The organism is Nitrospirota bacterium (genome assembly GCA_016180645.1).
Taxonomy (GTDB): Bacteria; JACPQY01; JACPQY01; order JACPQY01; family JACPQY01; genus JACPAV01.
The window spans coordinates 221,532-245,408 of the sequence record JACPAV010000004.1 but is presented as its reverse complement, the minus strand read 5'-3'; the positions used below and the strand labels follow the sequence as shown (position 1 = coordinate 245,408).

Annotated in this window: 17 protein-coding genes; 9 read left to right on the top strand and 8 right to left on the bottom strand. The window is 61.2% G+C overall.

Annotated features, from left to right (window positions below):
* Positions 1–172: 172 nt before the first annotated feature.
* Both HYT87_04165 and HYT87_04160 read right to left on the bottom strand, forming a co-directional pair.
* Positions 173–1,279, bottom strand: a complete 1,107-nt coding sequence (locus tag HYT87_04165) for a glycosyltransferase family 4 protein (protein MBI2058945.1) — start codon at positions 1,277–1,279, stop codon at positions 173–175.
* Positions 1,276–2,472 (bottom strand): glycosyltransferase family 4 protein, encoded by a 1,197-nt coding sequence (locus tag HYT87_04160; GenBank protein ID MBI2058944.1) that lies wholly within the window; start codon positions 2,470–2,472, stop codon positions 1,276–1,278. The genes HYT87_04165 and HYT87_04160 overlap by 4 nt, the downstream gene beginning before the upstream one ends.
* 98 nt (positions 2,473–2,570) lie before the next feature.
* On the opposite strand from HYT87_04160, the gene HYT87_04155 reads away from it, so the two are divergent.
* From HYT87_04155 to HYT87_04145, 3 genes are read left to right on the top strand one after another with little or no spacing between them, the layout of a single operon-like run.
* Positions 2,571–3,800, top strand: coding sequence for a flippase (locus tag HYT87_04155; protein ID MBI2058943.1), 1,230 nt, complete (start codon positions 2,571–2,573; stop codon positions 3,798–3,800).
* On the top strand, positions 3,778–5,031 hold the full coding sequence (locus HYT87_04150; protein ID MBI2058942.1) for a glycosyltransferase family 4 protein: 1,254 nt from the start codon (positions 3,778–3,780) through the stop codon (positions 5,029–5,031). Before HYT87_04155 ends, HYT87_04150 begins: the two co-directional genes overlap by 23 nt.
* On the top strand, positions 5,021–7,711 hold the full coding sequence (locus HYT87_04145) for a hypothetical protein (GenBank protein MBI2058941.1): 2,691 nt from the start codon (positions 5,021–5,023) through the stop codon (positions 7,709–7,711). Before HYT87_04150 ends, HYT87_04145 begins: the two co-directional genes overlap by 11 nt.
* 238 nt (positions 7,712–7,949) lie before the next feature.
* Here HYT87_04145 and HYT87_04140 read toward each other — a convergent pair whose 3' ends face one another.
* Positions 7,950–8,237, bottom strand: a complete 288-nt coding sequence (locus tag HYT87_04140; GenBank protein ID MBI2058940.1) for a hypothetical protein — start codon at positions 8,235–8,237, stop codon at positions 7,950–7,952.
* Between the two features lie 173 nt (positions 8,238–8,410).
* On the bottom strand, positions 8,411–11,389 hold the full coding sequence (locus HYT87_04135) for a hypothetical protein (protein MBI2058939.1): 2,979 nt from the start codon (positions 11,387–11,389) through the stop codon (positions 8,411–8,413).
* Positions 11,390–11,707: 318 nt separating this feature from the next.
* On the opposite strand from HYT87_04135, the gene HYT87_04130 reads away from it, so the two are divergent.
* Both HYT87_04130 and HYT87_04125 read left to right on the top strand, forming a co-directional pair.
* On the top strand, positions 11,708–12,292 hold the full coding sequence (locus tag HYT87_04130; GenBank protein MBI2058938.1) for a hypothetical protein: 585 nt from the start codon (positions 11,708–11,710) through the stop codon (positions 12,290–12,292).
* A gap of 105 nt (positions 12,293–12,397) precedes the next feature.
* Complete coding sequence (locus tag HYT87_04125) at positions 12,398–14,314, top strand: GMC family oxidoreductase (protein MBI2058937.1); 1,917 nt, start codon at positions 12,398–12,400, stop codon at positions 14,312–14,314.
* Between the two features lie 21 nt (positions 14,315–14,335).
* On the opposite strand, the gene HYT87_04120 is transcribed toward HYT87_04125, so the two are convergent.
* From HYT87_04120 to HYT87_04110, 3 genes are all read right to left on the bottom strand, one after another.
* A complete protein-coding gene (locus tag HYT87_04120; GenBank protein ID MBI2058936.1) occupies positions 14,336–15,412 on the bottom strand; it encodes a radical SAM protein in 1,077 nt (358 codons plus the stop codon).
* A gap of 64 nt (positions 15,413–15,476) precedes the next feature.
* Positions 15,477–16,877 (bottom strand): FAD-binding oxidoreductase, encoded by a 1,401-nt coding sequence (locus tag HYT87_04115; GenBank protein ID MBI2058935.1) that lies wholly within the window; start codon positions 16,875–16,877, stop codon positions 15,477–15,479.
* Positions 16,861–17,184: a LysM peptidoglycan-binding domain-containing protein gene (locus HYT87_04110; GenBank protein MBI2058934.1), complete on the bottom strand. Its 324-nt coding sequence runs from the start codon at positions 17,182–17,184 to the stop codon at positions 16,861–16,863. The genes HYT87_04115 and HYT87_04110 overlap by 17 nt, the downstream gene beginning before the upstream one ends.
* A 408-nt stretch (positions 17,185–17,592) precedes the next feature.
* On the opposite strand from HYT87_04110, the gene hisA reads away from it, so the two are divergent.
* The 4 genes from hisA to HYT87_04090 are packed head-to-tail and all read left to right on the top strand — an operon-like array spanning position 17,593 to position 19,875.
* On the top strand, positions 17,593–18,318 hold the full coding sequence (gene hisA / locus HYT87_04105) for a 1-(5-phosphoribosyl)-5-[(5-phosphoribosylamino)methylideneamino]imidazole-4-carboxamide isomerase (GenBank protein ID MBI2058933.1): 726 nt from the start codon (positions 17,593–17,595) through the stop codon (positions 18,316–18,318).
* Entirely contained in the window at positions 18,315–19,106 is a 792-nt protein-coding gene (hisF, locus tag HYT87_04100) for an imidazole glycerol phosphate synthase subunit HisF (protein ID MBI2058932.1), read from the top strand. Before hisA ends, hisF begins: the two co-directional genes overlap by 4 nt.
* 8 nt (positions 19,107–19,114) lie before the next feature.
* Positions 19,115–19,528 (top strand): phosphoribosyl-AMP cyclohydrolase, encoded by a 414-nt coding sequence (gene hisI / locus HYT87_04095; protein MBI2058931.1) that lies wholly within the window; start codon positions 19,115–19,117, stop codon positions 19,526–19,528.
* Positions 19,525–19,875 (top strand): NADH-quinone oxidoreductase subunit A, encoded by a 351-nt coding sequence (locus tag HYT87_04090; protein MBI2058930.1) that lies wholly within the window; start codon positions 19,525–19,527, stop codon positions 19,873–19,875. The genes hisI and HYT87_04090 overlap by 4 nt, the downstream gene beginning before the upstream one ends.
* A gap of 31 nt (positions 19,876–19,906) precedes the next feature.
* Here HYT87_04090 and HYT87_04085 read toward each other — a convergent pair whose 3' ends face one another.
* Complete coding sequence (locus HYT87_04085; protein ID MBI2058929.1) at positions 19,907–22,660, bottom strand: LPS-assembly protein LptD; 2,754 nt, start codon at positions 22,658–22,660, stop codon at positions 19,907–19,909.
* Between the last annotated feature and the right edge of the window lie 1,217 nt (positions 22,661–23,877).

The window sequence follows — 23,877 nt, the reverse complement described above, 5'->3', positions numbered from 1 at the left end:
TACGAATCGCTTGAGCGGTGGCTGAAGATACCTTCCCATCCGAGCGAGATTCTGAGCGATGAATTTTGAAACGAGACCGGAAAACGGCTCCTGTCTCAACATTCACGGCGTGAAAATGGCCTTCCCTCGTGAAGTGATGTTCACACAGCATGGAAAAATGGCAAAAGTCGAGCTAAGAGGCGACTCGGAGTAGAAACCCGGCGATCCGCTCCACGGTTTTTTCCCAGGTGAATGCCGAAGCCTGACGGAGTCCCTTCTCGCGCAGCGACTCCCGGAGCCGCTCATCGGCGAGAATATCGTTCATCGCCTTGCGGATCGAATCCACGCTCAACGGATCCACGTAGAGCGCCGCGCCCCCGCAAACCTCCGGAAGCGAGGCCGCGTTCGAGGAGATCACCGGGCAGCCGCACGCCATCGCTTCAAGCGGCGGGAGTCCAAACCCCTCGTGGAGAGAGGGGAAGACGAGGGCCAGGGCCTCGGAGTACCAATGGGGGATCTCTTCTGCCGGAACGCGGCCGATCATCCGGATTCGATCCGACAGCCCGAGCCGATGGATGGCGGCTTCGATTCCGGGCCCCGCCCGGGGATCCTGCGGGCCGGCCAGGACAAGGCCCACTCCTCCGTGATCCGCCAACCCCGAAAACGCCTCCACAAGCCTCAAGACGTTCTTGTGCATCGCAGTCGATCCCATGAAGAGGAAAAAGCGATCCCAGCCGAGTCCCGCGCTCACCACGCGACCGGTCCGCCGCCGGAAATGCGCCGGATCGCATGCCTCCAGTGACACGCAGGTACGATCCTCCGGAAAGCGATAGAAGGACAGGAGATCCCGCTTGGTCGCCTCCGAGGCGCAAACCACCCCCTTCGATGCCCGAAGGATCCACGGAAACACGACTTGGAAGTAGCGGCGGAGCTTGGGGTGAATATCGGGGAACCGAAGAGGGATCAGGTCATGCAGCGTCACCACTTGGGCACAAGGCGGGGCGAGCAGGCCCTCGTGTGCCGTAGTGTAGAACAGATCCCGGGAGTCGGCTTTCACGCGGGATCGAAGCCCGATTTGGTAGCCGTGGAGCCGTTTGGCCACGCCCATCCATCCTTTCGGGAACGGCGACCGCCTCATGAGTACGGTTCGTTCGGAAAAACGGCCCGTCTCCCACGCATCCAGCGCATAGGTCCGCGCTTCGCTGAACCGCTCCATGAGTCCGATGGCAACATGGTGGCTGAAAATGCCGATCCCCGTGTGGAGCTTGCCCAGATCGAACGCCCCGACGCCGAGCTTCATGCCTGGCTCCCTCCTCCCGAATCGATCTCTCTCAGAAATGCGATGATGGTTTCAGCCGTCCGCCGCCACGTGAAGCCCGCCGCCCGCTCCAGACCGCGCCGCCGGAGTTCGTCGCCCAGACCTTTCTCCCACACAATCCGATTCATCGCCCGTGAGATGGATCCCACGTCAAGCGGATCGACGTACAAGGCGGCCGGACCACATACCTCCGGCAAGGATGAATTGTTCGAAGCGATGACGGGGCAACCACTCGCCATCGCCTCCAACGCAGGCAGCCCAAAACCTTCCCGGACGGATGGGAAGACGAGGCCGGCGGATTCGAAGTACCACCGGGCCAGATCGCGGGGAGCCGACGGGCCGACGAACCGGACCCTGCTTCCCAGGCCGAGCCGATCGGCAGACAACCGGATGTCCGGCTGCATCCCACGCGGATCCTCTCCAACCACGACAAGCTCATACCGCCGATCCTCCACGCGCGCCAAAGCTTCCACCGCCCGGAGGAGGTTCTTGTGGGGCGCCAGGGCCGCCACGAAGAGGAAGTAAGGGTCCCGAACGGATCGGCCGGTTTCGTTCGACGCGTTCGGTGGATGGAAAAGGGAATGATCACATCCCAGGAGGGCCACCCGAACCCGTTCGGCGGGAAAGCGAAACCTTGACAGGAAATCCTGACGGGTTGCCTCCGAAATGCAGACCACCCCGCGCACATGCCTCAGCAAGAAGGGCAGGAAAACCTCGAAGTAGCGGCGGAGTTTTGGATGCGCATCCTCGTAGTGGAGGGGGATCAGGTCGAGCAGGGTAATCACCTGGCCAACGCCGGGCCAAAGGATGCCTTGGTGGTCCGTGCTGTAGTAGATGGAAAGGCCCGCCTGTCGAATCTTCTTCTTCAAACGAGTCTGGTGGGCCAAGAGACGATCCGCGGCTCCCCGCCACCCCTTTGGGAACGGTTGCGGCCGAACGACGTCCACCCTCCCGTGAAAACAGGAGGACAGTTCCGAACCGATCGCAAAGCAGTGAGCCTCCGGCATCTGCCGCATCAGCTCCGGGACGAGGTGGCCCACCAACGTGCCCAGCCCGGTGCGCGAGACGGACCGATCGAACGCGCCGATCCCTGCTTTCACCCCACCACCCGAAACCGGCCTGGAGGGCCGAGATTCGACGGCCGCCTCCGGCGGCGTTTCGGGTGGTGGGGCCATGGCGCGAGTATAACATCCGCCCCAAGCCGCAGGAACGCGGAGGCCGATTCGTTGACACGAGAAGAGGACTCTCTACACTGCCGCCTGTGCGGCGCTCGATGATTCGAAATTTCCTCTGGTTCGGCTTCGGGAGCGGAGCCGCGCTGGTGTTCACCTTCCTGACACAGATGTACCTCGCTCGGGTGCTCCAGCCCGAAGGCTTCGGGAAGCTGTCCTATGCCATGGCCTGGTCTAATTACCTGGTCTTGCTGGCCGACTTAGGAGTGAGCACCTACGGAATGCGGGAGATCGCCCGCGATCCGGCGCGGATCCGTGTGCACTTGGAGCGTTTTCTCTCCCTCCGATGGACGTGTTCGCTGGTCCTGCTGGTTCTTTTCGGCGCCGCCGTTCTCCTCTGGCCGGCAAACGGGGAGACCAAGGTCCTCATGGTCGGGTTTGGACTCCTTCTTCCCGCCCGCGCACTGAGCGTGGACTGGGCGCTCCAGGGACTCGAACGAATGCCCTTGACGGGACTTTCCCGGATCCTTGCCTCCTTGGTTCCGCTGATGCTTTTCTTCCTCTGGGTGCGTGACCCCGCGGGCATTCTTCGAGTGCCTTTCCTGTTCGTCTCCGGCACGGTTCTCGCGAATCTCGCCGTCCTCATCGGCTTGGGATGGATGCCCGGTCGCTGGATTTCCTCAGCGGGGGAAATTCGCAACCATGCCCAACGCTCGCTCTCCTTTTGGTCACTGACCGTTATGGGAAACCTCTATTGGGGCACGGCCGACACGATCATCCTCAATGCCACGCGCTCGCAGGAAGAGTTGGGCCACTATGCGGCGGCCTTCAGAGCCATGAGCGTCATCCAAGTGGTCGTGGCCTGGCTCGGCTCGGCGATATTCCCAAGACTTTCGAACCTCGGTCAATCGAATTCCGACGCCTTCCTGCGTCAACGCAAGAGATTCTTGTGGATGTCTCTGGGCCTCGGTTGCGCCCTGGTGGCCCTCGGATGGGTCCTTGCCGGCCCTGCAATCGGGCTGGTTTTCGGGGACGCCTATGCTTCCTCGATTCCGCTCTTCCGCATCCTTCTCATTCTCGTGCTGCTAACCGGAATAAACGGACCGTTCTCTCAGCCCCTCCTTGCCCTGGGATACGAAAAGCACGTGCTCGGAACGGTCGTCGTATCCGCCGTCGCCCACGTCGGATTGTGCCTGGCCATCATTCCGTCCCGGGGCGGCGTCGGCGCGGCGTGGATCACCGTCGCCTCCTACGCGATGGGAACGGCGCTTCTCGTGATACTCTACTCGGTAAAGGTTGGTCGGATTCATGCGCATCGCCGTCTTCCATAACATCCCCACCGGCGGGGCCAAGAGGGCCCTGCAGGGATTCGTTCGGGCATTGAGCTCGGCCGGGCATGCGCCGGACGTGTTTGTCCCCGAGACCGCCCAAGAGGGGGATTTCCTGCCGTTGAAGCCGTGGGCGAAGAGCGTGACGGCGTTCCCGGTCGGCGGCGGCTTCCGCAGTTGGGCGATGGCGCCCGGCCTTCGCCGCACAAACCCTTTGCTCTGGGCCTCCCGAACCATGCGTCGTCTGCCTCCCCTTTTTCAAGTTCACACCCGGATTGCCGCGGAGATTGACCGGGGGGCGTACGACCTTGTTTATTCGGAACACGACGAAGTGACCATCGCCCCGTACCTGCTCCGCCGGCTCCGGACGCCCAGCGTCTTCTACTGCCAGCAACCTTACCGGGCCTCGCGCGAATCGATTATCGAGCAGCTCGAATTCGGGTCGAGCGGCGGCGATGGCTTCGGGCGCGCCATTCGGCGAAGATTCTGGCGACGCGTGACCCGGACGATTGCGGAGATCGACCGCGAGAACGCCCAGCACGCCGGGCTGCTTCTCGCCAACTCCTATTTTTCGAGGGAATCCATTCTTCGGGCCTATGGTCGCGACTCACGAGTTTGCCGCATCGGAATCGAGACCGCCGTGTTTCACCCGACAAAGGTGCCACGCGAGAACGTGGTCCTCTCGGTGGGAGCCCTCATGGCGCCGAAAGGATATGAGTTCATCATTCGGTCGCTGGCGCGCATTCCGCCGAAGCGCCGCCCCGGTCTCGTTGCGATCGGCGACCGAGAAGATCCGCGCCATCGTTCACACTTGGAGACGCTTGCGTCGAAATTCGGCGTCCACTTGGAGATCCGCCTCGGGGTGGAAGACTCTGCCCTCGCCGAGGCGTACCATCGAGCCAAGCTGCTCGTCTATGCCCCCTACCTGGAACCCTTCGGCCTCGCTCCCTTGGAGGCCATGGCCTGCGGCACACCGGTGGTAGCCGTGGGGGAAGGGGGCGTCAGGGAAACCGTGGTGAATGGGGAGACGGGCCGCCTGGTCGCGCGCGACGAAACGGAATTTGGTGAGGCCGTAGAAAATCTGTTGGAGGATGACAAGACACGTCGACGCATGGGACGGGCCGGGCACGACCGAATTCGGGCCGATTGGTCATGGGAAACTTGTGGGCCGCGTTTCACGAATACAATTTCGGACTGGTTGAGGCAGAAGAAGGACCGCGGGCGTGAATCCTGAGAGTCCCGCATCGCGATCTCCACGGGAGTCCCCTCGTTGGGCCGGGGTCCACCTTCTTGTCCTCGGGGCGATTTTCAGCTTCCTTCTGCGCAAGATCTGGTCACTTGCGCCGCTACAGGCCGACTGGCGGAGCGATGGAACATTCCATTTCTTCGGCCACGCCTGGAGAGCCTTCGATTTTCCTACGTGGTACGCGGCCGTGTTTTTCGCATTCTTCCTCGCGCCGCGCCTGCTCCGGTTCATGGGCGTGCCCCTCGATTCGCGCGCATACACGAAGCACGACCTGATCCACCTGAGCCTTTTCCCCATCGTCATGGCCCTCGTTTTCTGGCGGCCCGATTTCCCCCTCAAGATTTGGATGGGAACCGCCTACATTTCCACAGTCGCTTTCCGAACCGCCTGCCTGGTCGGACTCCTGATCCGCGCTCTTCCCCAATGCTTCCGGCCGGGGAGCCTCAAGTTTGCCGTTTGGCTCCTCTTCTTTCTCGCGGGTGGGCTGTGGGCCCCGTGGCAGGCCGAAGTTCGGTGGGCCGTGGGGGACGAACCGAGTTATCTCATGTGGACCGCGTCGCTTCTCAAAGACGGCGACTTCGACGTGGAAAACAACATCCTCGCCGGCGACTATCAGGAGTTCATCGACACCCACGAAGACGCGCTGACCAAGATGCGGGGCGACACCGGCGCCAGGCATCCGAGGACCTATTCAACCCTCATGGCCCCCGGCTACCTCCTGGGGGGTAGACTTGGAGTCATGGTTGAACAATGCATCCTCCAAGCCCTCGCGGGGTTGTTCCTTTTCCTCCTGGTGCTTGATCTGACCCGTTCTCACCCGATCGCCCTCGCGACGTCTTCGATCCTCCTATTCTCCTATCCCCTGTCCCAGGTCGTTTTCTATGCCTATCCGGAGACCGTCGGAATGATGTTGACGGCAGGAATGCTGCTGATACTCCTGCGACCGCACTCCGTGTCCCGATCCTTGATCGGCGCCGTTCTGGCGGGTCTCATGCTTCTCGTCAAGGCACGGTACGCCGTTCTTGGAATTCCCTTCTACGGCGTGATTGCATATCGGATGTTCCGTTATGAGAAGCGCGCGTGGCTCAAGATCCTGCTCCTCCTGCCGCTTCCGGTCCTGGGTGTGGGGCTGTGGTCCAGCCTTGCACCGTACCGGGATGGGCCGGGTCTTTGGTACGGCATCCAACGCATTGCAGCCAAGTTCAAGCCCGGCGCGTGGCACGGCGGGTTGGGGGAGACGCAATACCCATGGCTCCCACACCCTTTTTACCATGATGCCTGGTCCCACTGGCTGGCCCAAGCCCACGGATTGCTGCTGTATTCACCGATCTACCTCCTGACGCTTTGCGGCCTCCGGCCCTTTTTCAGGGAGAGGCGTCGGCAGGCGACGCTCCTCGCCTTGCTGGGAGCTTTTCCCCTGGCGTTTCTACTCCACCGGGGCAGCAATACGGGGTGGGCGCCCGCAGGTCGGTTCCTTGTCTATTTTCTGCCTCTCGCCGCGCCGTGGATGGCTCTCGGACTCCAATCGCTGGTCCAGGCCGGGAGGTACACCTTGCCGGTCTTGCTCGGCGGCTGGACGATGTTCGTCAGTCTGGTTGTCGGCATCGCTCCGGAAACGTGCCTTCCGAACTACTGGGATTTCGGCGTAACCGATCTCGGATGCTCCAATCACTTCCTGGCCATGCTCGACACGATAGGATTTCCCTTGAGGCTGTACAAGCTGTGGCCCGGGTTCTGTTTCGTCCATGAAATGAATCTGGTGATTCCGATGGCTTTCACCCTCCTTGCCCTTTGGTTGGTTTTCCGGTCACCTCGCCAGGAGGGCGGGCGCTATCCGGAGCACGAAGGATGGCCGCCCAAGGCGCCTAGCCCCAATCCTCCCTCCGGGACCGATGCGTGGTCGAAGATCGGTCTGGGATCACTTTGGGCCTGCTCGGGAGTCCTGATCTACATCCTCGTTGGAAACACCTTGGTCGGGGGGGGGGAACGCCGTTACAACCTGGCCGCACAACTCAAAGATGGAGTGGCCTCCTATCGGGATGAATGGTTCTCCTGGCGGGACAAGGCCGATCGGCAATCTTGGGCCGTCCGGGGCAACATGTTGAACGGCCCCTATCTCACCCTGGGACCCGGGCGATACGTCGTTCGATACGGACTTATCGTTGAATCCCTGGAGGGATGCAGCCTGACGCTGAAAGTCGTCAGTCGTGGCGAGCGCCTCCACGCGGAGCGTTCGATTTGCGCGGACCAAGTTCTCCAGGCCAAGAACGATCCCCATCACAAGATCAGGGATTTCTATTTCGAGTTCGAGCTGGACGGGGAATATCCCGAGATCGAGTTTCGCGCGTACGGCGATGTGGGCGCGGACGTCCTGGTCTATCGGGTCGAAACTTTTCCGATCAATACCTTCCCATCCAGACTCCACTACCGGGTTGGTCGATGGGATGAACGGCTTGGGCTGAAGCGTATCGCCCTGCGACGGTACTTGGTGGCCTACGAAATGGGAAGGAGAGGAGACGGCATCGAGGAGAGGATCGTCTGGCTTCTTCGAAGTTTGTCTCCGGACCCGAAGGAGCAACTCGGTATCTGGCAGGAGCTGGACCCTGATCCGGCGTTGTTTTCATTCCTGAAAATCGACCGGGTGGCAAAAACCATTTCCGCCGACTAGGGGATTGCGAGGAAATAAGCTACTCGATCGCACGAAGAGGGCAGCCAATCCGTCTGAGGCGGATGCGTAGGGGAGGACCTTGAGGTCCTCCCTGCTTGGGAGCAGCTAAAGCTGCTCCCCTACAGGATGCTCACTGGACCGGTAGACGCAGGCTTCAGCCTGCGTCCGAAGACGCACCCGTAAAGGGTGCGACCACCAAAACGTTCCGCCCCGTAACGATGGGGTTTTCAAACAGAACCTAGTCCGGTAGGTGCGCTTTCCTGTCGGCTTGGTGGCGTGAAAGCATGGTGTCCACCTCGCCGACGTAGTCGAAGATATCCCTGATCTTGCCTGTAGTTCTCCTAAGTGCTTTCTTCACGGAGAGGACGTCGTCCTTAAGGTTCCCGATTTCCTTCTTTAGATTGCCCATCTCCCGCTCGACGACCCCGACCCGCGAGGCCATGCGCCCAAGAGCCAAATCCACATCTTCAAAGCGACCCAAGGTCATCTGCCGAAGAAGTCTGAGTTTGATATTCCCGTTCCTCATGAGGGCACCCTACGGGAGACCCCGGGCTCCGTCAAACCCGCAACGAAAAGCGGGAGGGAACCTTCCCGATTCCCTCCCGCCTGGGGACCCCGTGCCGAGGACGGTACGGGGCCATGCGATGTCGCCGTGCCACGGAAGGCACGGCATGCATCATGGTCTTCCGACGCTAGGACTCAGTCCAGCTTATAGATGTAGATCTCTCCGCTGTTGGCCGCGGCAGCGCCATCGATGCCCGCATTGGGATCGCTCGCCGGAGTGAGGGCAAGCTCCCCATTCCCCGCCACGTCCGCCACGCCGGACAGGTTGAACTTGATGCACTCGCCCACGCCGCTGGTGTTGGCAGGGACTGAGACATCAACGTAGAGCTCCCGGAGCCCCGGCCGATTGGCCGCTGCGGTGGCTTCCGACCACGTCGGACCGGCGACGATCGTTACATTGGCGTTGTTCGAGTTCGTGGCCGCGGCGTTGCAGGGCGCCGTCGCGGCATCGATGATCGAAGCCGTGCCCCCCGAACCCATGGGTTCGCCGAAGCCCGTGAGTCGAACGCGGATCGTTTTCGCGTTGGTACACGAGGTAGCCGTTGTCGGACAGTTGGCGCTGTTGTTGGCGCTGCGCTGCTGAGCGGCTGTGCCGCCGATTCCGCTCACGGCCGTCTGATTGGCCAGGGCGGTCTGGTTGGCGTTCGACAGCGTCAGACCGGTGATGGTCGGCGGCGTATTGTCCGCGATCGTCACGATCTTTGTGTCGTCAAGGGCGCTTTCGATTCCATCGCGATTCAGCGCCGTAACGGCCAGGGTTAGCTGGCCGCCGAAAGCCAACGGTTCAACCGTGCTCGCAGGGCAGTCATTTAGATCGTTACACCGGTCGAATTGGGTGGGCAAGGCCGTCAGTGCGTAGACGATCGTCGGCGAATGGGTCGTACCGGCCGTCGCGGGGAACGTCAGCCCGGAACTGATCCTGACCCAGTCCTTGTTGAGCCCGTTGTCCTTGGCATACACATTATAACCCGTGGCGTTGGCGTCCTGCCCCCACTGGAGGATGATCCCGGCCGGCGCGGTGTTCCAGTTAAACGCGCCTGTTCCCGGGAGAGGATTGGGCCAGGTGGCAGGGGTAGGAGCCGTGAGGGCCGCGGCCTTCTCGGTCACCTTGAAGCGCCGGCTGTACTCGGCGGCCATGAACATGCCCTGGATCGACCGGGCCTGGACGGTAACGGTGTAGCAGTCCGTGTTCGCCGTAGGAGGGGTTGGGCAGGTGGCCGTCGGAACAAAGTTGGCCGCGTTGGACGGCTGAAGGTCGCTGAACGGATCCACCTCCAGCGTGACGTTGTTCGTCCAGGTCGACTTGAAAGGAACGGCCTGGCCCGCGGGGTCCGTCAGGGTTACGGCGAAAGTGCCATTCCTGGGATCGGCCACCGTGGTGACCTTGCCGGTTGCCGTATCCTTCACCTCCGCCACCGGCATCGTGTCCATCGGGAGGTCAAAAATGAACTTCAGAATATCGTCCTTGTTGAGGACGGCGTTGCTCACGACGTTGCTCCAGAGGACGGTCGGCGTGATCGAGGCGGAGGTGAGCAGATTGATGCGCACCACGCTCGGGCCCGTGCCGGTCGTCAACTGCCTCAGATCCACCGACGCAATGCCGACCGTAGCGGCCGTGGTCGTCTTATAGTCCGGATTCTTGTCGGTGCCCTTGTCCTCGTCGAAAGGCTGCACGACGATGGCGCTTCCCGAAATGACAATGGGCGGCAGCTTGTCGAACGTAACCTGCCCCTTGTCATCCGTGGTCTTCACTTGGCGAATGTCAAAGCCGGAGGTGAGGGAAGTGCCGGTCGAGTTGCTCAAGGTTGAGCCTGTGAGGTCCAGCACAACCGTCGCGCCGTTGGCTACGCCCTTTCCTGCGTAGACCACAACGAGAAGCGAGGCCGTGTCCTTGACCAGGTCAACATCATAGGTGACTTGGGAGGTCTCCTGTTCCACGTCTGCGGTGCTGAGCGTCGGATCGGGGATGGTGATCACGCTGGTTACGGGGACATATCCGTCCGCCTTGAACCGGACCGGAATGGCGATATTGATCGGAAGATTGTTCAGCGCGAAGAATCCGGTTTCGTCGAAGCCGGGGGTGAGAGGATCGTCCTCCTTTGAAGTGGTCTCGACAACCTTGCCCAGGACGAGCGCGGCCACGGTGACGCCGGACAGGGGCTTGCCGAAGGTGTCGGCCGCCACGGTACCGTCGCGGACGATGCCTTGGATCGTGCCGTTGTAGGGCAGGGGCTTGATCGTTTCCTCGATAATCTTTGTGATGTCGCCCTTCACGAGTTTGACTTCGACGTTGGCCGCGGGGTCTTCGGTGCCTTCCGTCACGGGAATGGTGACGGTGATGCGGGTCTTCTGATAGTCCTTCAATTCGAAGGTGGCCGAGATCGGCTGGCCGGGAGGCAGATTGCTGACGCTGAAGTACCCGGTTTCGTCAAAGGAGGTCTTCTCATCGTTGGCCTTGGATTTCGTCGTGATCAGATTTCCACCCACGAACAGGCTGATCGTTACGTCGCCCAGGGCCTTCCCTCTGTCCGCACCCGGCGTGCCGTCCACCACGATGCCTTGGAGGATGCCCTTGAATTTGATGAGGCGATCGAGATTGAGACTGGCGGAGCCCGTCCCTTTGACCATGGCTACTTCAATCGTGGCCACGGGGTCCTTGAGAGGAATGGCGCTCTGCCCACTGCCGGCCACCGCGGGGATCTCCACGTTGCCGTTGAGTTTGACGTATGCATCGCGGTCAAACGTAACCGGCAAGAGAACACCGGCGGGCAGGTCGGCGATTGTGAAGTAGCCGCCCTCATCCACGTCCTTGGTCTTGGGGTTGTCGATCGAAGTCTTGGTCGTCTTGAGTTGACCCTTCAGGAAGACGGTCACGCGCACACCGGGCAATCCCTCCCCGATCTTGACGTCCGGAAGCTGGGCCTGTGCCTGGCGGGAGGGTGCGGCTGTCGTCGCCGCGGCCGCCGCCGTTTCGGGTGTGCCCTCGGTGACTCTTCCTTGGAGCGATCCCAACTGCGTGGTCGTCCCCTCCAGCGTCTTGCCCGTGTCGCACGCCGCAACCACAACCATGGTCAATGCGAACAACAACAGAATGCGCATGCTTCGAATGTTCATCACAGCCTCCTCCGTTTATAAACCCGAACCGGTTCGTCCCTGGTAGTCGCACTCTTCAGAGTGCGCTCCAAGCCGCGGGCTGAAGCCCGCGGCTACCCGGCTCGCAGACAGACCTATAGTGGGTCTGTATCCAAGGCGGTAAAAATTGCCCTCCGCCATCACGTTGGGGCGTATGGTACTGACAGGACAGCCTGATGTCAAGCGATTCAGCGTTCCAAAAGTCAAACAGAATTTCGTAGGGGAGGGTCTTCAGACCCTCCCGACGAGAGGGAGCATCTGAAGATGCTCCCCTACGAACCGCCATTCGGCTAGGGTCGGTTGGGGTTCAAAAAGCTCCGGCAGTCGAAAAGATCGGATTTTGATGGTATCGTCGGCGAAATGCATGGCTTCTGGTCTCAACCCGGTCGGCGCTATCGCAACTTCCAAATCGTGTACACCCTCCTCACGCTCAATTTCATTATTCCTTCTTTCAGCTACGCCTTTGCGCCCATGACCGCCATTCAGCAGTTCTTCGAGATCGGGCATTTTCTCAGCCGGTTCTTCGGGGTGGATCGGTATCCCATCATCGAGGAGAGCTACGTGTGGCGGTGCCTCGCGGTGGGAAACGTATTCACCCTCGGCCTCATGTGCCTCATGCTCCAGATCGATCTCCCGAAGCATTTTCCAATCCTCTGGCCGCTCATCACCATGAAATCGATCGCTTCGTTTGGATACTTGAAGATCTATCTTTCCAAGTATTCCTATCCGGCGTTCTTCGCGATTTTCGTGTTTGATGGAGTGACCGTGCTGGCCATGCTGTACTTCGCCATCCGCGCCAAACGCGAATTGGAGCGAATCGGCTTGGAGAAAGCCGTTCCACAGCCGCATTCGATCCGGATTCTCCGGAAGGCCCCGACTCCCTAACTTCACCCTTTCACCCCACTGCGACTTCTATCCTTCGAGCGCCGCTGGATCGAGAGCGTTTTCCGCTCCATTCTCCCCCTCGAGTCCCACGACCAATTCCGGTCCGTGTCCGGGACGATGCATCCGGCTGAGTTTGTCCACGAATATCTGTCGCTCAGCCCGTGGGCCGCGCGAGTGCTCAATCGAATCATCCTGTGGCTGTTTGTGTGGCTTCCGCCCGTGATGATGGGCCGTGTGAGGCCCTTCCACAAACTTTCCGAGGAGGACCGGGAAACCTATCTCCAGAAGTGGGCCAAGCATCGTTTCTACTGGGTTCGACAGGCGTTCACGCTCATCAAGGTGATGGTTTGTTTCGGCTGCGGGGGGGAACCGGAATTTCAGCGGGCGCTGGGGTATGTAAAGCCGAATCAGGGTTCCGCCGTCGGGGGCGGACCCCGCAGATCCGTGAATCGTGAGCCCGTGAACCCGATGCTCCCCCCACCCGTTCCCTCCCCCTCAAGGGGGGAGGGTGAGGGAGGGGGAGGGGGTGGCACGGATTCACGGGTTCACGGGCTCACGGGCTCACGATTCCAAGATGAAGCGGATTTCATTGTCGTCGGCAGCGGAGCGGCTGGAGCGACGTTCGCCCGAACGGCGGCGAGGGCCGGGGCCACGGTGATTCTCTTGGAAGAAGGACCGGCCATCCCGACGACGGAGTTCGAAACCAATCTTTGGCGGTCGATGAAACGCGCGTGGAGGTCCCGCGGGATGACGGCCATTCTCGGCGAAACCATGATCCCCTACCTCCAAGGGAGGTGCGTGGGTGGAACGACCGCGATCAACTCGGGGATCAGCTGGAGAATTCCGGATGACGTCTACCCCCTTTGGGAGGAGAAGTTTGGCGTGCGCCTTGACCGGACGAAGCTGGAATCCTGTTTCGACGAGATCGAGAGTGACCTTCAGATCGGAGATACCCCTGAGCGCGTATGGGGGGAGAATAATCGACTCATGAAAGTGGGTGCGGAAAAACTCGGACTCAGGGCTCACCCCACCCGACGGAACATCGCCCGATGCGAGGGGCTTTCGCTGTGCCAGCAGGGATGCCCGAAAGGACACAAGCTCAGCATGGAGCTGACGTATGTTCCCGACGCGATCCGATTGGGCGCAAGACTGCATGAGGGTGTGAGGGTGGACCGGATTCTTGCGGAGAGCGGGAGGGCGACGGGCATTGAAGGCGTGGGAACGGCCGGCCGAGTTCGATTCCGGGCGCGGAGGGGCGTGATCCTCGCCGCCAGCGCCGTTCAAAGCCCGCTGCTCATCCAGGCGAGCGGACTGGCCCGCAGGAACGGCCACGTCGGGGCGCATTTCCAGGCCCATCCGGGCATCGGCATCGCGGCTGCTTTTGACCGTCCCGTTCGAATGTGGGAAGGCGCCACGCAAGGATACGAATGCGACCACTTCCGCCCCGAGCGGTTCAAGGTCGAAACGCTGGCCCTTCCGATGGAACTCATGATGGTGAGACTCCCGGGGGCGGGGAAGAAATGGCTCGAACGTTTGAGCCAGTTCGAGCATTACGCTTTGTGGGGAATTCAAGTGCGGTGCCGAGCTGAGGGAATGGTTCGTCCCAGCGCCATGGGGCCGATGATCCGATACACCCCGAACGCGGAAGATTGTATGAGCTTCACGCGTTCGGCATACGAAGTTTCGCGCATGTTCTTCGCCGCAGGGGCCAGGGCGGTTCTCACCGGCATCCGCGGCGTTCCCGAAGAATTCCACTCGGCCGACGAGGCGCGAATGTTGCTCGATCTCAAGCCCACGCCGCAGGATCTCCAAATGGCTGTAACGCATATGTTCGGCACGTGCCGGATGGGTCCCGACCCCCGCGCGAGCGTCGTCGGCCCGGACTTTCAGGTCCACGACGTGAAAGGGCTCTACGTAGTGGATTCCAGCGTTTTCCCCACCAATCTCGGCGTCAATCCCCAGGAGCCGATCATGGGGCTGGCGATGCTGGCGGCGGAGGGAGTCGTGAGTCGTGAATCGTGAGTCGTGGCTGCGAGCGGAAAGCTACTCTGACGCGGCGCCAACGGAGGCCGCCCGGGGGGCCCGTGGCCTAAACACAAACATCCGGGCGAGCTCTCGAACCCGGTTCAGATCGAATTTCGACTGATTCTCGCCCCGACACTTGAACCAGCAGTCGGCGCAATCCGGCGTTTCCAACGGGCCCTTGTATTCGGAGTAGTGCATGACGGGATCGAATTCCGAACAGACTTTCAGATGGCCGTCCGCCGTGACCTGCACCCAGGTCTTGCCGGCTTTGCACCCGTCAATTTGTCCCTTCTCGAAGTAGTCCACCATCGTCCGCAGATACGCATCCGAGTTGTTGATGCAGCCGTATCGCCTCTTGTAGTCCAGGATGAGATCGATCTTTTGGCGGAGAACGGGGATTCGATCCGGAGAAATCCAAAAGTCCTTCTTGCCGACCTTTGTGTACGAAAACGCCGTGAAGGAGTTGTTGACCCCGAGGCGCCGGCCGAGCGCGAGGAACGCATCGACATCCTCCAGATTCCGGTTGTGAAGGACCGTACCGACCTGAACGTTCCGGAAAGGCAATGTACGGATCTTGGGGAGTTCCTCACAAAGGTGTTTGAACAGCCCCGGCATGCCCCGCTGGGCGTCGTGGCGCTCGTCGGGGAAATCAAGGGAGACGTTCACCGCGTCGAGCCCCGATTCGTAAAGTTCCCTGGCCTTCTCGAACGTCAGCAATCCTCCGTGCGTGGTCATCGACACGAAGATCGCCTCCGTCCTTGACTTGATGTTATAGAGGATGTCCGGCAGGTCCTTCCTCAGCGTCGGCTCACCGCCGGAAATGGTGACGTACAGCGGTTTGATCCGATTGACGACCTCGGCGTAGTCGTCAAGCCGATCCTCTTTCTTCACCTTCCAGTAGTCGCAGAAGCTGCATCCCGCGTTGCACATGATCGTGACTTCGATGTTGAGGTAGAGGGGGCGATCAAAAAGCTTGGTGAGGAGATAGTTCTTCGGCAGGCGAAAGAGATACTTGTAGTACGTGTTGTGCTTCAGCCCTCGAAGCGGCATACGACCGTTCGTCCGGTGCATATCGGGACTGTTCAGGTCGCCCATACCATGAAGGTTAGTCGAGTCCGGGGGGTCTTTCAACACGGGTAGCGGTGGCTGGAGACTGCGCCTACAGGCCGAGTTTGCCGGGGTTCAGGATGCCTGCCGGATCGAGGGATTTCTTCAGTCGTTTGAGCACCTGGAAGCCCTCGCCGAGCGAACGCTTCATCCAAGGGGCGCGCAGCGTGCCGATGCCATGGTGATGGCTGATGGCGGCGCCCCGCCGGACGGCCGCGCCCATGACGGCCTTCCACAACGCGTGGTATCGTTTCTGCACGGCCTTCATCGAATCCGCTTGAATCAGGAACGTGAAGTAGATCCCCACGCCATCCTGATAGGCATGCGAAATGTGAGCCGTGCAGAGTGTACCCGGTACCGAGTTGCGCACTTCCTCGTAGAGCCCGGCGACGTCTTTCCACAGGCAGGCGATCTCGATCGTTTCGGCCATGATGGGATCCGGCCGCTCCATGATTTTCCGGTAGTCGTGCACCTGCTGAAATCGGGTTTCCTCCCACCGTCGCCCTGGAATCTCCCCCGTAAACTTGCCGGTCCCCTCGATCTCCCGCCGCCCCATCTCCGCCTCTCCGAAGGTCAGGCCCTTCGTTCCTTCCCAAACCAGCACGAGCAGGGCGCCTCCTCCTTCCCACTTGAGGCTCGATCCATACCACGCCGCCTCCGCTTCATCATAGAGGCGCACCACGGCCGGCCGATAGCCCTTTTGGATGAGCCGCCGCACGGCTTCCACACCGGCGACAAAGGTGTCGAACGAATACGACTGGAAAATCTTCTCCTCCGGCTTCGGCCACACGCGAAGCCCCGCTTCGACAATGACTCCCAGTGTGCCTTCGCTTCCTACGAAAAGCTGCACGAGGCTTGACCCCGTTGCGGATCGGGGCGCCGGAACGGTCTGAACGATCCGCCCATCGGGCAGCACGACCCTCACGGAACTGACCATGTCTTCGATCTTCCCGTACTTCGTGGAGCTTTGGCCGGCGCCGCGGCTGGCCAGCCATCCACCCACTGTCGAAATCTCGAAGGAGGCGGGGAAATGGCCGAGCGTGAAGCCCTCGTGATTAAGATGCTTCTCCAGCTCCGGCCCATACACGCCCGGCTGGACTCGCACCAAACCGGAAATGGGATCGAGGTCCACGATCCGGTTCATGCGTCCCAGAGAGAGCACGACACTCCCCGGGGAGGCCATCGCGGCTCCACACACTCCGGACCCCCCGCCGAAGGGCACCACCGGCACGCGGGCACGAACGGACCATTTCAAGAAGCGGCACACTTGCGTCTCGTTCTCAGGGAAGACCACGGCTCTGGGAACGGGGAAGGGAGCATGCCGTTTCGCGCGCAGCATGAGGAACGGAGAGAGATCCCGCCCGAACGCCGCCGCCAGATCCGGGTCTTCGCTGTATCCGTGACTGCCGAATATCTTCCTGAGCGAGGGGACCAGGTTACTTCTTCGATTCATCCTGAGTGGGGGGCGAGATTTCCGGGGCCGATTTCAACGGAGGCGCCGGTGGCACGGCTGCCATCGTTCGGGGGACGACCAGTTTCTGGCCGGGGGCAATCCGATGGGGACTCCTCAAGGCATGTCGATTGGCTTCGTACAATCGGCTCCATCGCCAGGGATTGCCATAGATGTCTCTCCGCGCGGAGATATCCCAGAGGGTATCGCCACGCTTGACGCGGTACAGGGCCAGTTGTCGATCGGCATCCAGCCTCATCGGCGGGGGGGGGGCAGTGCCGACCGGGCGCGGCCTGGGCGGCGGCTCCATCGCGGCCTCACGCTCGCCCATCTGGCGACCGAGCCGTTCGGCTTCAATCAAGAGGGACTCGGCGCGGAGGAGGTCCTTTGCCGCCTCGGACTTGTTCGACTTCGAGTGAAGGTCTTTTGCGTTTTGAAGCAATTTCTCCGCTTCCAGCATTCGGTCAGGAGCAAACCGTCCGCCACCGGCGGCCTGGGCCTGGCCCCAGAAGAACTCCGCGCGCGAAAAGTTCGGCTCCGGCCGGTGGGCGCACGAAGTTGCCGTTCCGACCACCATGCAGGCGGCGACAGCCCACTGAATTACCGCCCTCCTATCCTTCATGAACCGCATCGTGTCATTTTAGCAGACTGCGGAGGACGATCCGAGTGGAATCCTTCGACGTGGCAAGAACGGCGGCCGCTGAGTACAATGTCGCCCGTGATGGATTTGCTCCCGGCCGTGGATATTCTGGGCGGAAAATGCGTTCGGCTCACGCAGGGAGACTATGCCCGATCCACTCTCTACGGCGGGGAACCGGCGGAGATGGCCCTGCGTTGGGAGCGCGAAGGCGCCCGGTGGTTGCACGTGGTGGACTTGGACGGCGCCCGGACGGGCCGGATGAGCAACCTCAGGAAGATTCTCGATATCCTCCGGCAGGTGAAACTCAGCGTCGAAGTGGGGGGAGGTATCCGCACGGAGGCCGCCGCGCGCCGCCTGCTGGATGCGGGCGCGAAGAGGGTTATTGCCGGCACGGCCGCGTTGGAGAAGGGATCGAAGTTTCTCCGCTGGGCGGAGAAGCTGGGAGGACACGTCTGGCTCTCGGTCGACGCGCGAGGCAAGGAGATCATGCTCAAGGGCTGGACCCACTCTTCGGGCGTGACCACCCACGAACTTCTGGGGAAGGCGCGGGACTGGCCCATCGGCGGTGTCGTCCTAACGTCCATTCTCCGGGATGGAGCCCTGAGAGGTCCCGATCTTCGATCGGCTCGCAGCGCGGCACGGACCTTCGGGAAATCGATGATTCTTTCCGGCGGGATATCCGCCCTCGAAGACCTTCAAGCCGTATCGAAGCTGAAGGCGTCCAACGTGGTGGGGGTCATCATTGGGAAAGCCCTCTATGAAGGCCGGCTGACCTACGCCGATGCCCGGAGGGCGCTCTCGTGACCCGCGCCGCAAACGGCCTTGCCCGCCGAATCATTCCCTGCCTGGACATCAAAGACGGTCGGGTCGTGAAAGGCATTCGGTTCGTTCAGCTCCGCGACGCCGGAGATCCCGTGGCCGTGGCCAAGGCGTACGAAAAGCAGGGGGCCGACGAAATCGTGTATCTCGACATCACCGCCTCGCACGAGCGGCGGAACATCCTGCTCGACCTGGTCCGACGAACGGCCGAGCAGGTGTTTACACCGTTCACAGTCGGGGGGGGGGTCCGGACTCGCGCAGACATCCGGGATTTGCTTCGGGCCGGGGCGGACAAGGTATCGCTCAACACGGCCGCCGTGAAGAATCCGGGATTGATTCGCGGGTCTTCCCGATTGTTCGGCGCACAGTGCATCGTGGTCGCCATCGATGCAAAGAGGCGCGAGACGGGAAAAGGGAGGGGGGAGGCATGGGAGGTTTACACCCACGGGGGGCGAGCACCCACCGGGCGGGATGCGGTGAAGTGGGCGCGCGAGGCCGAGCGGTTCGGTGCAGGTGAAATTCTCCTGACCAGCATGGATTGCGACGGGACGAAAGCGGGGTATGACCTTGCCTTGACCCGTGCAGTGAGCGAGGCGGTGGGAATTCCCATCATCGCATCGGGGGGCGCCGGAGCCGCCCGGCATATCTACGACGGCTTTATCAAAGGGAAGGCCGACGCCTGTCTGGCCGCATCGATTTTTCACTACCGTGAGACCACGATCCCTCTCGTCAAGCGCTATCTTCGGCGCAAGGGCGTGGCCGTCCGGATTTGAGGGGCACGATGAACGCCGCGACGATTCGCTCCCTTTTTCGGAAACAGAAACTGATTCCGGCGGTGCTCCAGGACGCGCGCACCCGTGAGGTGCTGATGCTCGCCTACGTGAATGCCCAAGCGCTCCGATTGACGATGGAGACGGGCTGGGCGCACTTCTACAGCCGGAGCCGCAAGAGAATCTGGAAGAAAGGAGAGACCTCCGGACACGTGCAGCGGGTCGAGGAAATCCGGTATGACTGCGATGAGGACACGCTTCTCTTCAAGGTTCGCCCGGCCGGACCGGCGTGCCACACCGGCCGACGCAGTTGTTTCTTCCGCAAGATTCGCTACACCAAAGCTCAAGGAGACCGCGGGGCGCACACAGCGGACCTTCCTGGACGGCGCGGCGGGAAACGTGGTAAAAAACCCCGGCGACGATGACGGATATCCTTGGAATTCTTTTTCTCGGCCTCTTCGGCGCTTTGATTGCCGGAGCCGCGCTGGCCATCCCCGCGCTCATCGCCCCCCATCGCTCCACGGACGTGACCACGCCGTACGAATCCGGCATGAAGCCGATCGGCTCGGCACGACTGCGGTTCTCGGTGAAGTTCTACCTCGTGGCCCTGCTGTTCATCATCTTCGACGTGGAAGTCATCTACCTCTATCCTTGGGCGATTCGCCTTCGCGACCTCGGCTGGACGGGCATGATCGAGATGCTCGTCTTTATGGGCATACTGGGCGCCGGCTACTTGTACATTCTTCGCAAGGGCGCCCTCGAGTGGGATTGACCCCGGCCGGCCGGATGTCCGAAGCAAGCGATCAGTAGTCGGGGCGCTGCCCCAGGCCGATCAATCCCTCCAGGTTCAGCCCGGCTTGGAAAACCCATTCGTGATCCAGAACGGGCAAACCGTCCGGGCCCACCACGGCTTGAAGGGTGAAGTTCTCCCGGCGACCGATGACCCGCCGCCCGGCCATCGCAAAAATTCCCCAGCACCGACAGGCGGAGTAGTATTCAATGCTGCCGGCGCCGTAGTTGAGCCTGCGCCAACCGATGTCATAGCTTGCGTCGCTCCCGATGACGAATCGGGGGTGGAGGTAGAACCGTGCTTTGGGCTCAATGTACTGTGAATGAAAGAAGAAGGGGTTCTCCTTGTTCGCGGATGCAGGATCCGGTCCGTTTTGCGGTTTCCGAGAACGTGCCCCAAACGTGTACTTCAACCCGAGCCGGCGAAAGCGGAACCTGTCCCGGATCCCCACATACGCGGTGAGCGTATGAAACTCCCGACCGTAGTAGGGGTCGACCTGCGCCAGGAGTTGGATGTCAACGTTCCTGATGACCCTCGATCGGAGTTCCGCCAGCAGCGGCAAGAGCGGCCGGTGCTCGTCTTTTGTGGAAACGATATCCCCCGCCTCCGGGCGAGGCGCCGCTTTCTGGACGTCGGACTCGATCACGGGCACGAGGCCCAACTGCTCCGCCTGCCGCTGGCGAACGTAAGGGTCGAGGTTGTACTTGTAGTGCGACTCGTAACCTCCCGTGAGACTACTCTGGCCGATGTCCTGGCGCTTGAGTTCATTCACGCTGATGGGCTGCGTCAACAGGAGTTCGAACGGGTCGATTCCGCCTTCCTGCCCGCTCCACGTCACGTACGTCGTCGGGAATTGGTTGCGCAGGACCAGTTCGATGAGTTCCGTCTTCGTGCCTCCGTCTCGGCCATCGAATCCGAAAAGGCCGAAACTGTGCAGCGTCATCCCACCGCCCGGCTCGGGCGGAATTTCGACCCGCGGAGGCGGCTCGAGGAGCGTGGCGTCCGCCGGCTGGGGGGAAATCCGGGGAGGCAGCGAAACAGGGTTGACCAGTTTGTACCGGATGGTCGGCTGGACCTGGTGGACGATCTTTCGGATCGGACCGAATGGAAACGTGTAGCGCCGGATGAGGCTGGTCCGGGCTTCCACGGTGGGCCGGAGGATCGTGAAAGTCTGTGTCGTGCCGGACTGGTAAACGGGCACATAGTAAACAAACTGGTCCATTTCCAACTTCACCGAACCGTTGAAGTATCCCCACAAGTCGTAGGGGAGACCCGTCGCGGGCGTCAGGATCATCCGGTAGGCCTCGATCGGAGCACTCACTTGGTCGATAAGATGTTCCGGTATCGGCACGTTGGGAAACCGGTAGAACCGGGTGATCTCCGAATTGAGCGTGAGGGCCAGGACGGATTGATCGCGATCGTAGAGGCTTGTTCCAAACTGCACCCTCGGGAACTGCTGATAGGTGATGGGCCGTTCGACCACCCAGATGCGGTTGCACGTACCGCGAGCGCGGTCCACCCCTACGCTCGCCTCTTCCAGATCCGATCCGTCCGCGGGCCGGCACAACGGCGGCTGGGTGGGAACAAGGTCTTGGAAGTAGCGCACGGTCGCCGTCAACCCCGTGCCGGTCCACCCCTTGCTGGTGGTTACGGTCGAGGTGGTAAAAGGCTTCGAGGTGTCAAATTGCCTTGAAGCGAGTTCCCAGTACAGCTCGTCGCTCAGAATGTGGATGCTCGCGTTGCTGCCCAGCGTGGGTGTCCATTCGTGCCCGTACCCCGCCGAGAGTTCCCATCGGTGGAGGCTGGCGTCGGGCTTGAAGGCCGCCACGCTCGGCGCCGGCTCCTGATCGCCCAGTTTGCGGCGTTGCGGCCGCTTGGGATCGAGCGGCGCCACCCGCTTGAATCGGAATTCATTGAAATAGGAGAAGTTGGCCCCCCCCCCGCTGCGACGGCTCATGACGTAGCGCAATTCCACGTCGGCCCCCGCCCCCCGGCGCTCCATGAATCGGGGTCGGATGGTGGCATCGGCATTCTTCGCGATGGCCCAGTAGAACGGCAGGCTTGTGCTGAACCCTTTGCGGTCCGTCCAGTAGACATCCGGGAAGAGGAAACCCGACCGGCGTTCGCGAAGGGCGGGAAAGGCGAGTTTGGGGAAGTAAAAGACCGGGATGCCCTTCGCGGTGAGGCGCGCGTTCGACACCGCCCCGTAGCTGCCATACGCGACATCCATGGAGCTGCCTCGGAGGGTCCAGCTCGGTTTCTGCCCGGGCGGGCAGGTACAGGTGGTGTAGGTTCCATCCTCGATATGGTAACGGTCATCGGGGAGCTTCTCCACGCGTTCCCCACAGAGCTGGAAATTTCCGGAGGAGAGGTACACCTCGCCGTTGATGAGAATTCCGGTTTCATTTCCCGTGTCGATGACCATCCGGTCGGCCTTGTAGAGATTTTCCCACTCCTGCATGACCACGTTTCCGACGGCCTCGAGCCGTTTTTCCTGGTCGTAGTAGATGAGCTTGTCCGCTTCAATCGAGAAGTCCTGCTGGACGGCCTTCGCATGACCGGTGGCGGTAACGATCTTGTGTTCCTTGTCGTACTCCACCTGGCCGGCCGTGATATTGATGGGGCCTTTTTTCTCGTGAACCTTCTCGAAGGGATCGAGTTGCGCGCGGGCGGAATCGGGAAAAACGAAGCGAGCACAGATCGCCGCAACGAGAAGGATCGGAAGCGTGCCGATCAGGCGGCCTAGGCGGAGGTGTATCCCGTTCACTGGGAGGGGGAGTATAGCACGGCGCGCATGGCGAGCCACGCAGGAGCCCGTGGGGGAAAGCCGCGGCGCCGCCCGCCTCCGACCATGGAAAGACCGATTTCCGTCCGGGTTTCCATGCGACCGCGTTTGTCTTAGTGACAGTGTGTATCCTTGACTTAGTGTCATTTGATTCCGTCCGGGAAGGCCCCCGCCGGGGGAAGCCTCCGGCTCGAACCTCGTCCACGGTTCGATCGGCCCGCCTTGAGGGGAAGGAGAATTGCGTGAGCTTTGATACTGTGATCCCAATCACCTCCAAGGGGCGGCAGACTTGTACACAGCCGGCGTCGGGTTGTCGGATGTGTGTATTGAATTATAGGTATATATAATATGATATAGATATATCTGTACTGTCAGGGTTTATCATATTTGCGACTGGAATGTTATCTTTACACTTTCACAATGTTCCTGGGGCGGCCATGGCTTGGAGGGTCGAGTCTGGTGGCTATCGGCGTTCCACGTGGAACTCGTGCCGTTGTGAGATGTGCAGTCTTGAGTGTCTGGGTAATGGTCAGTTCCTGCGAAAATGCTTGCTTGGGTGTCTCGAGGCAGGAGGTCGTGCGGTTGCATTCGGGAGATGCGGCCCTACAATACCCTGCGTCCGCCGGCCGAAAACCCGGAAGTTCAGCGCTCGTCCGTTCGCCGGCATCCTATCCGTGCAGGGGCGGTTTCCGCGCCACCGGAAACGCAGTATGGCCTCGGCAAACTCAGATGGTCGCCCTGCCCGCCTTCCAATTTGAAAACGGGAAGACCCTCCGGCGTGTCCCACCCATCGGTTGCCGCCCCCTCCTCATCGCACTCCGGTCCATCAACTGGCACCTGCCTCGGATAGGATGTTCTTGGTAGGTCTCTGACGCCCGAGATGGACTGAGAGCAATGCCAGTGACTTGCGCATATCGCCCTTGAGAAACTTCAGATTTCGCTTCGGTATGCCGCAGCCCTACTTCGGATACCACGTCGAGCTTGTTTCGGCATCTCAATGAGATCCTGAAGCGAGTTCAGGCTGACGTTAGGCGGAAGACGCGTTCTGATCTTGAGATGTCGTGCAAACTTCGGAGCTAAAGTCACTCATGATCTGTTCTACTCCACTTCGCCTCCCCTTGGGAGGAATTGCCCTCCTTTGTAAGTGGGGGCAGAGGGGAGGTAGAGAGCCGGCGTATCCTGGCTGTTCCACGGCGATC

Coding starts and splice junctions, on each gene's coding strand:
- HYT87_04165 (MBI2058945.1), bottom strand. CDS start 1,279: ATGAAGCTCGGCGTCGGGGCGTTCGATCTGGGCAAGCTCCACACGGGG.
- HYT87_04160 (MBI2058944.1), bottom strand. CDS start 2,472: ATGGCCCCACCACCCGAAACGCCGCCGGAGGCGGCCGTCGAATCTCGG.
- HYT87_04155 (MBI2058943.1), top strand. CDS start 2,571: ATGATTCGAAATTTCCTCTGGTTCGGCTTCGGGAGCGGAGCCGCGCTG.
- HYT87_04150 (MBI2058942.1), top strand. CDS start 3,778: ATGCGCATCGCCGTCTTCCATAACATCCCCACCGGCGGGGCCAAGAGG.
- HYT87_04140 (MBI2058940.1), bottom strand. CDS start 8,237: ATGAGGAACGGGAATATCAAACTCAGACTTCTTCGGCAGATGACCTTG.
- HYT87_04135 (MBI2058939.1), bottom strand. CDS start 11,389: ATGAACATTCGAAGCATGCGCATTCTGTTGTTGTTCGCATTGACCATG.
- HYT87_04120 (MBI2058936.1), bottom strand. CDS start 15,412: ATGGGCGACCTGAACAGTCCCGATATGCACCGGACGAACGGTCGTATG.
- HYT87_04115 (MBI2058935.1), bottom strand. CDS start 16,877: ATGAATCGAAGAAGTAACCTGGTCCCCTCGCTCAGGAAGATATTCGGC.
- HYT87_04110 (MBI2058934.1), bottom strand. CDS start 17,184: ATGGAGCCGCCGCCCAGGCCGCGCCCGGTCGGCACTGCCCCCCCCCCG.
- hisI (MBI2058931.1), top strand. CDS start 19,115: ATGAACGCCGCGACGATTCGCTCCCTTTTTCGGAAACAGAAACTGATT.
- HYT87_04090 (MBI2058930.1), top strand. CDS start 19,525: ATGACGGATATCCTTGGAATTCTTTTTCTCGGCCTCTTCGGCGCTTTG.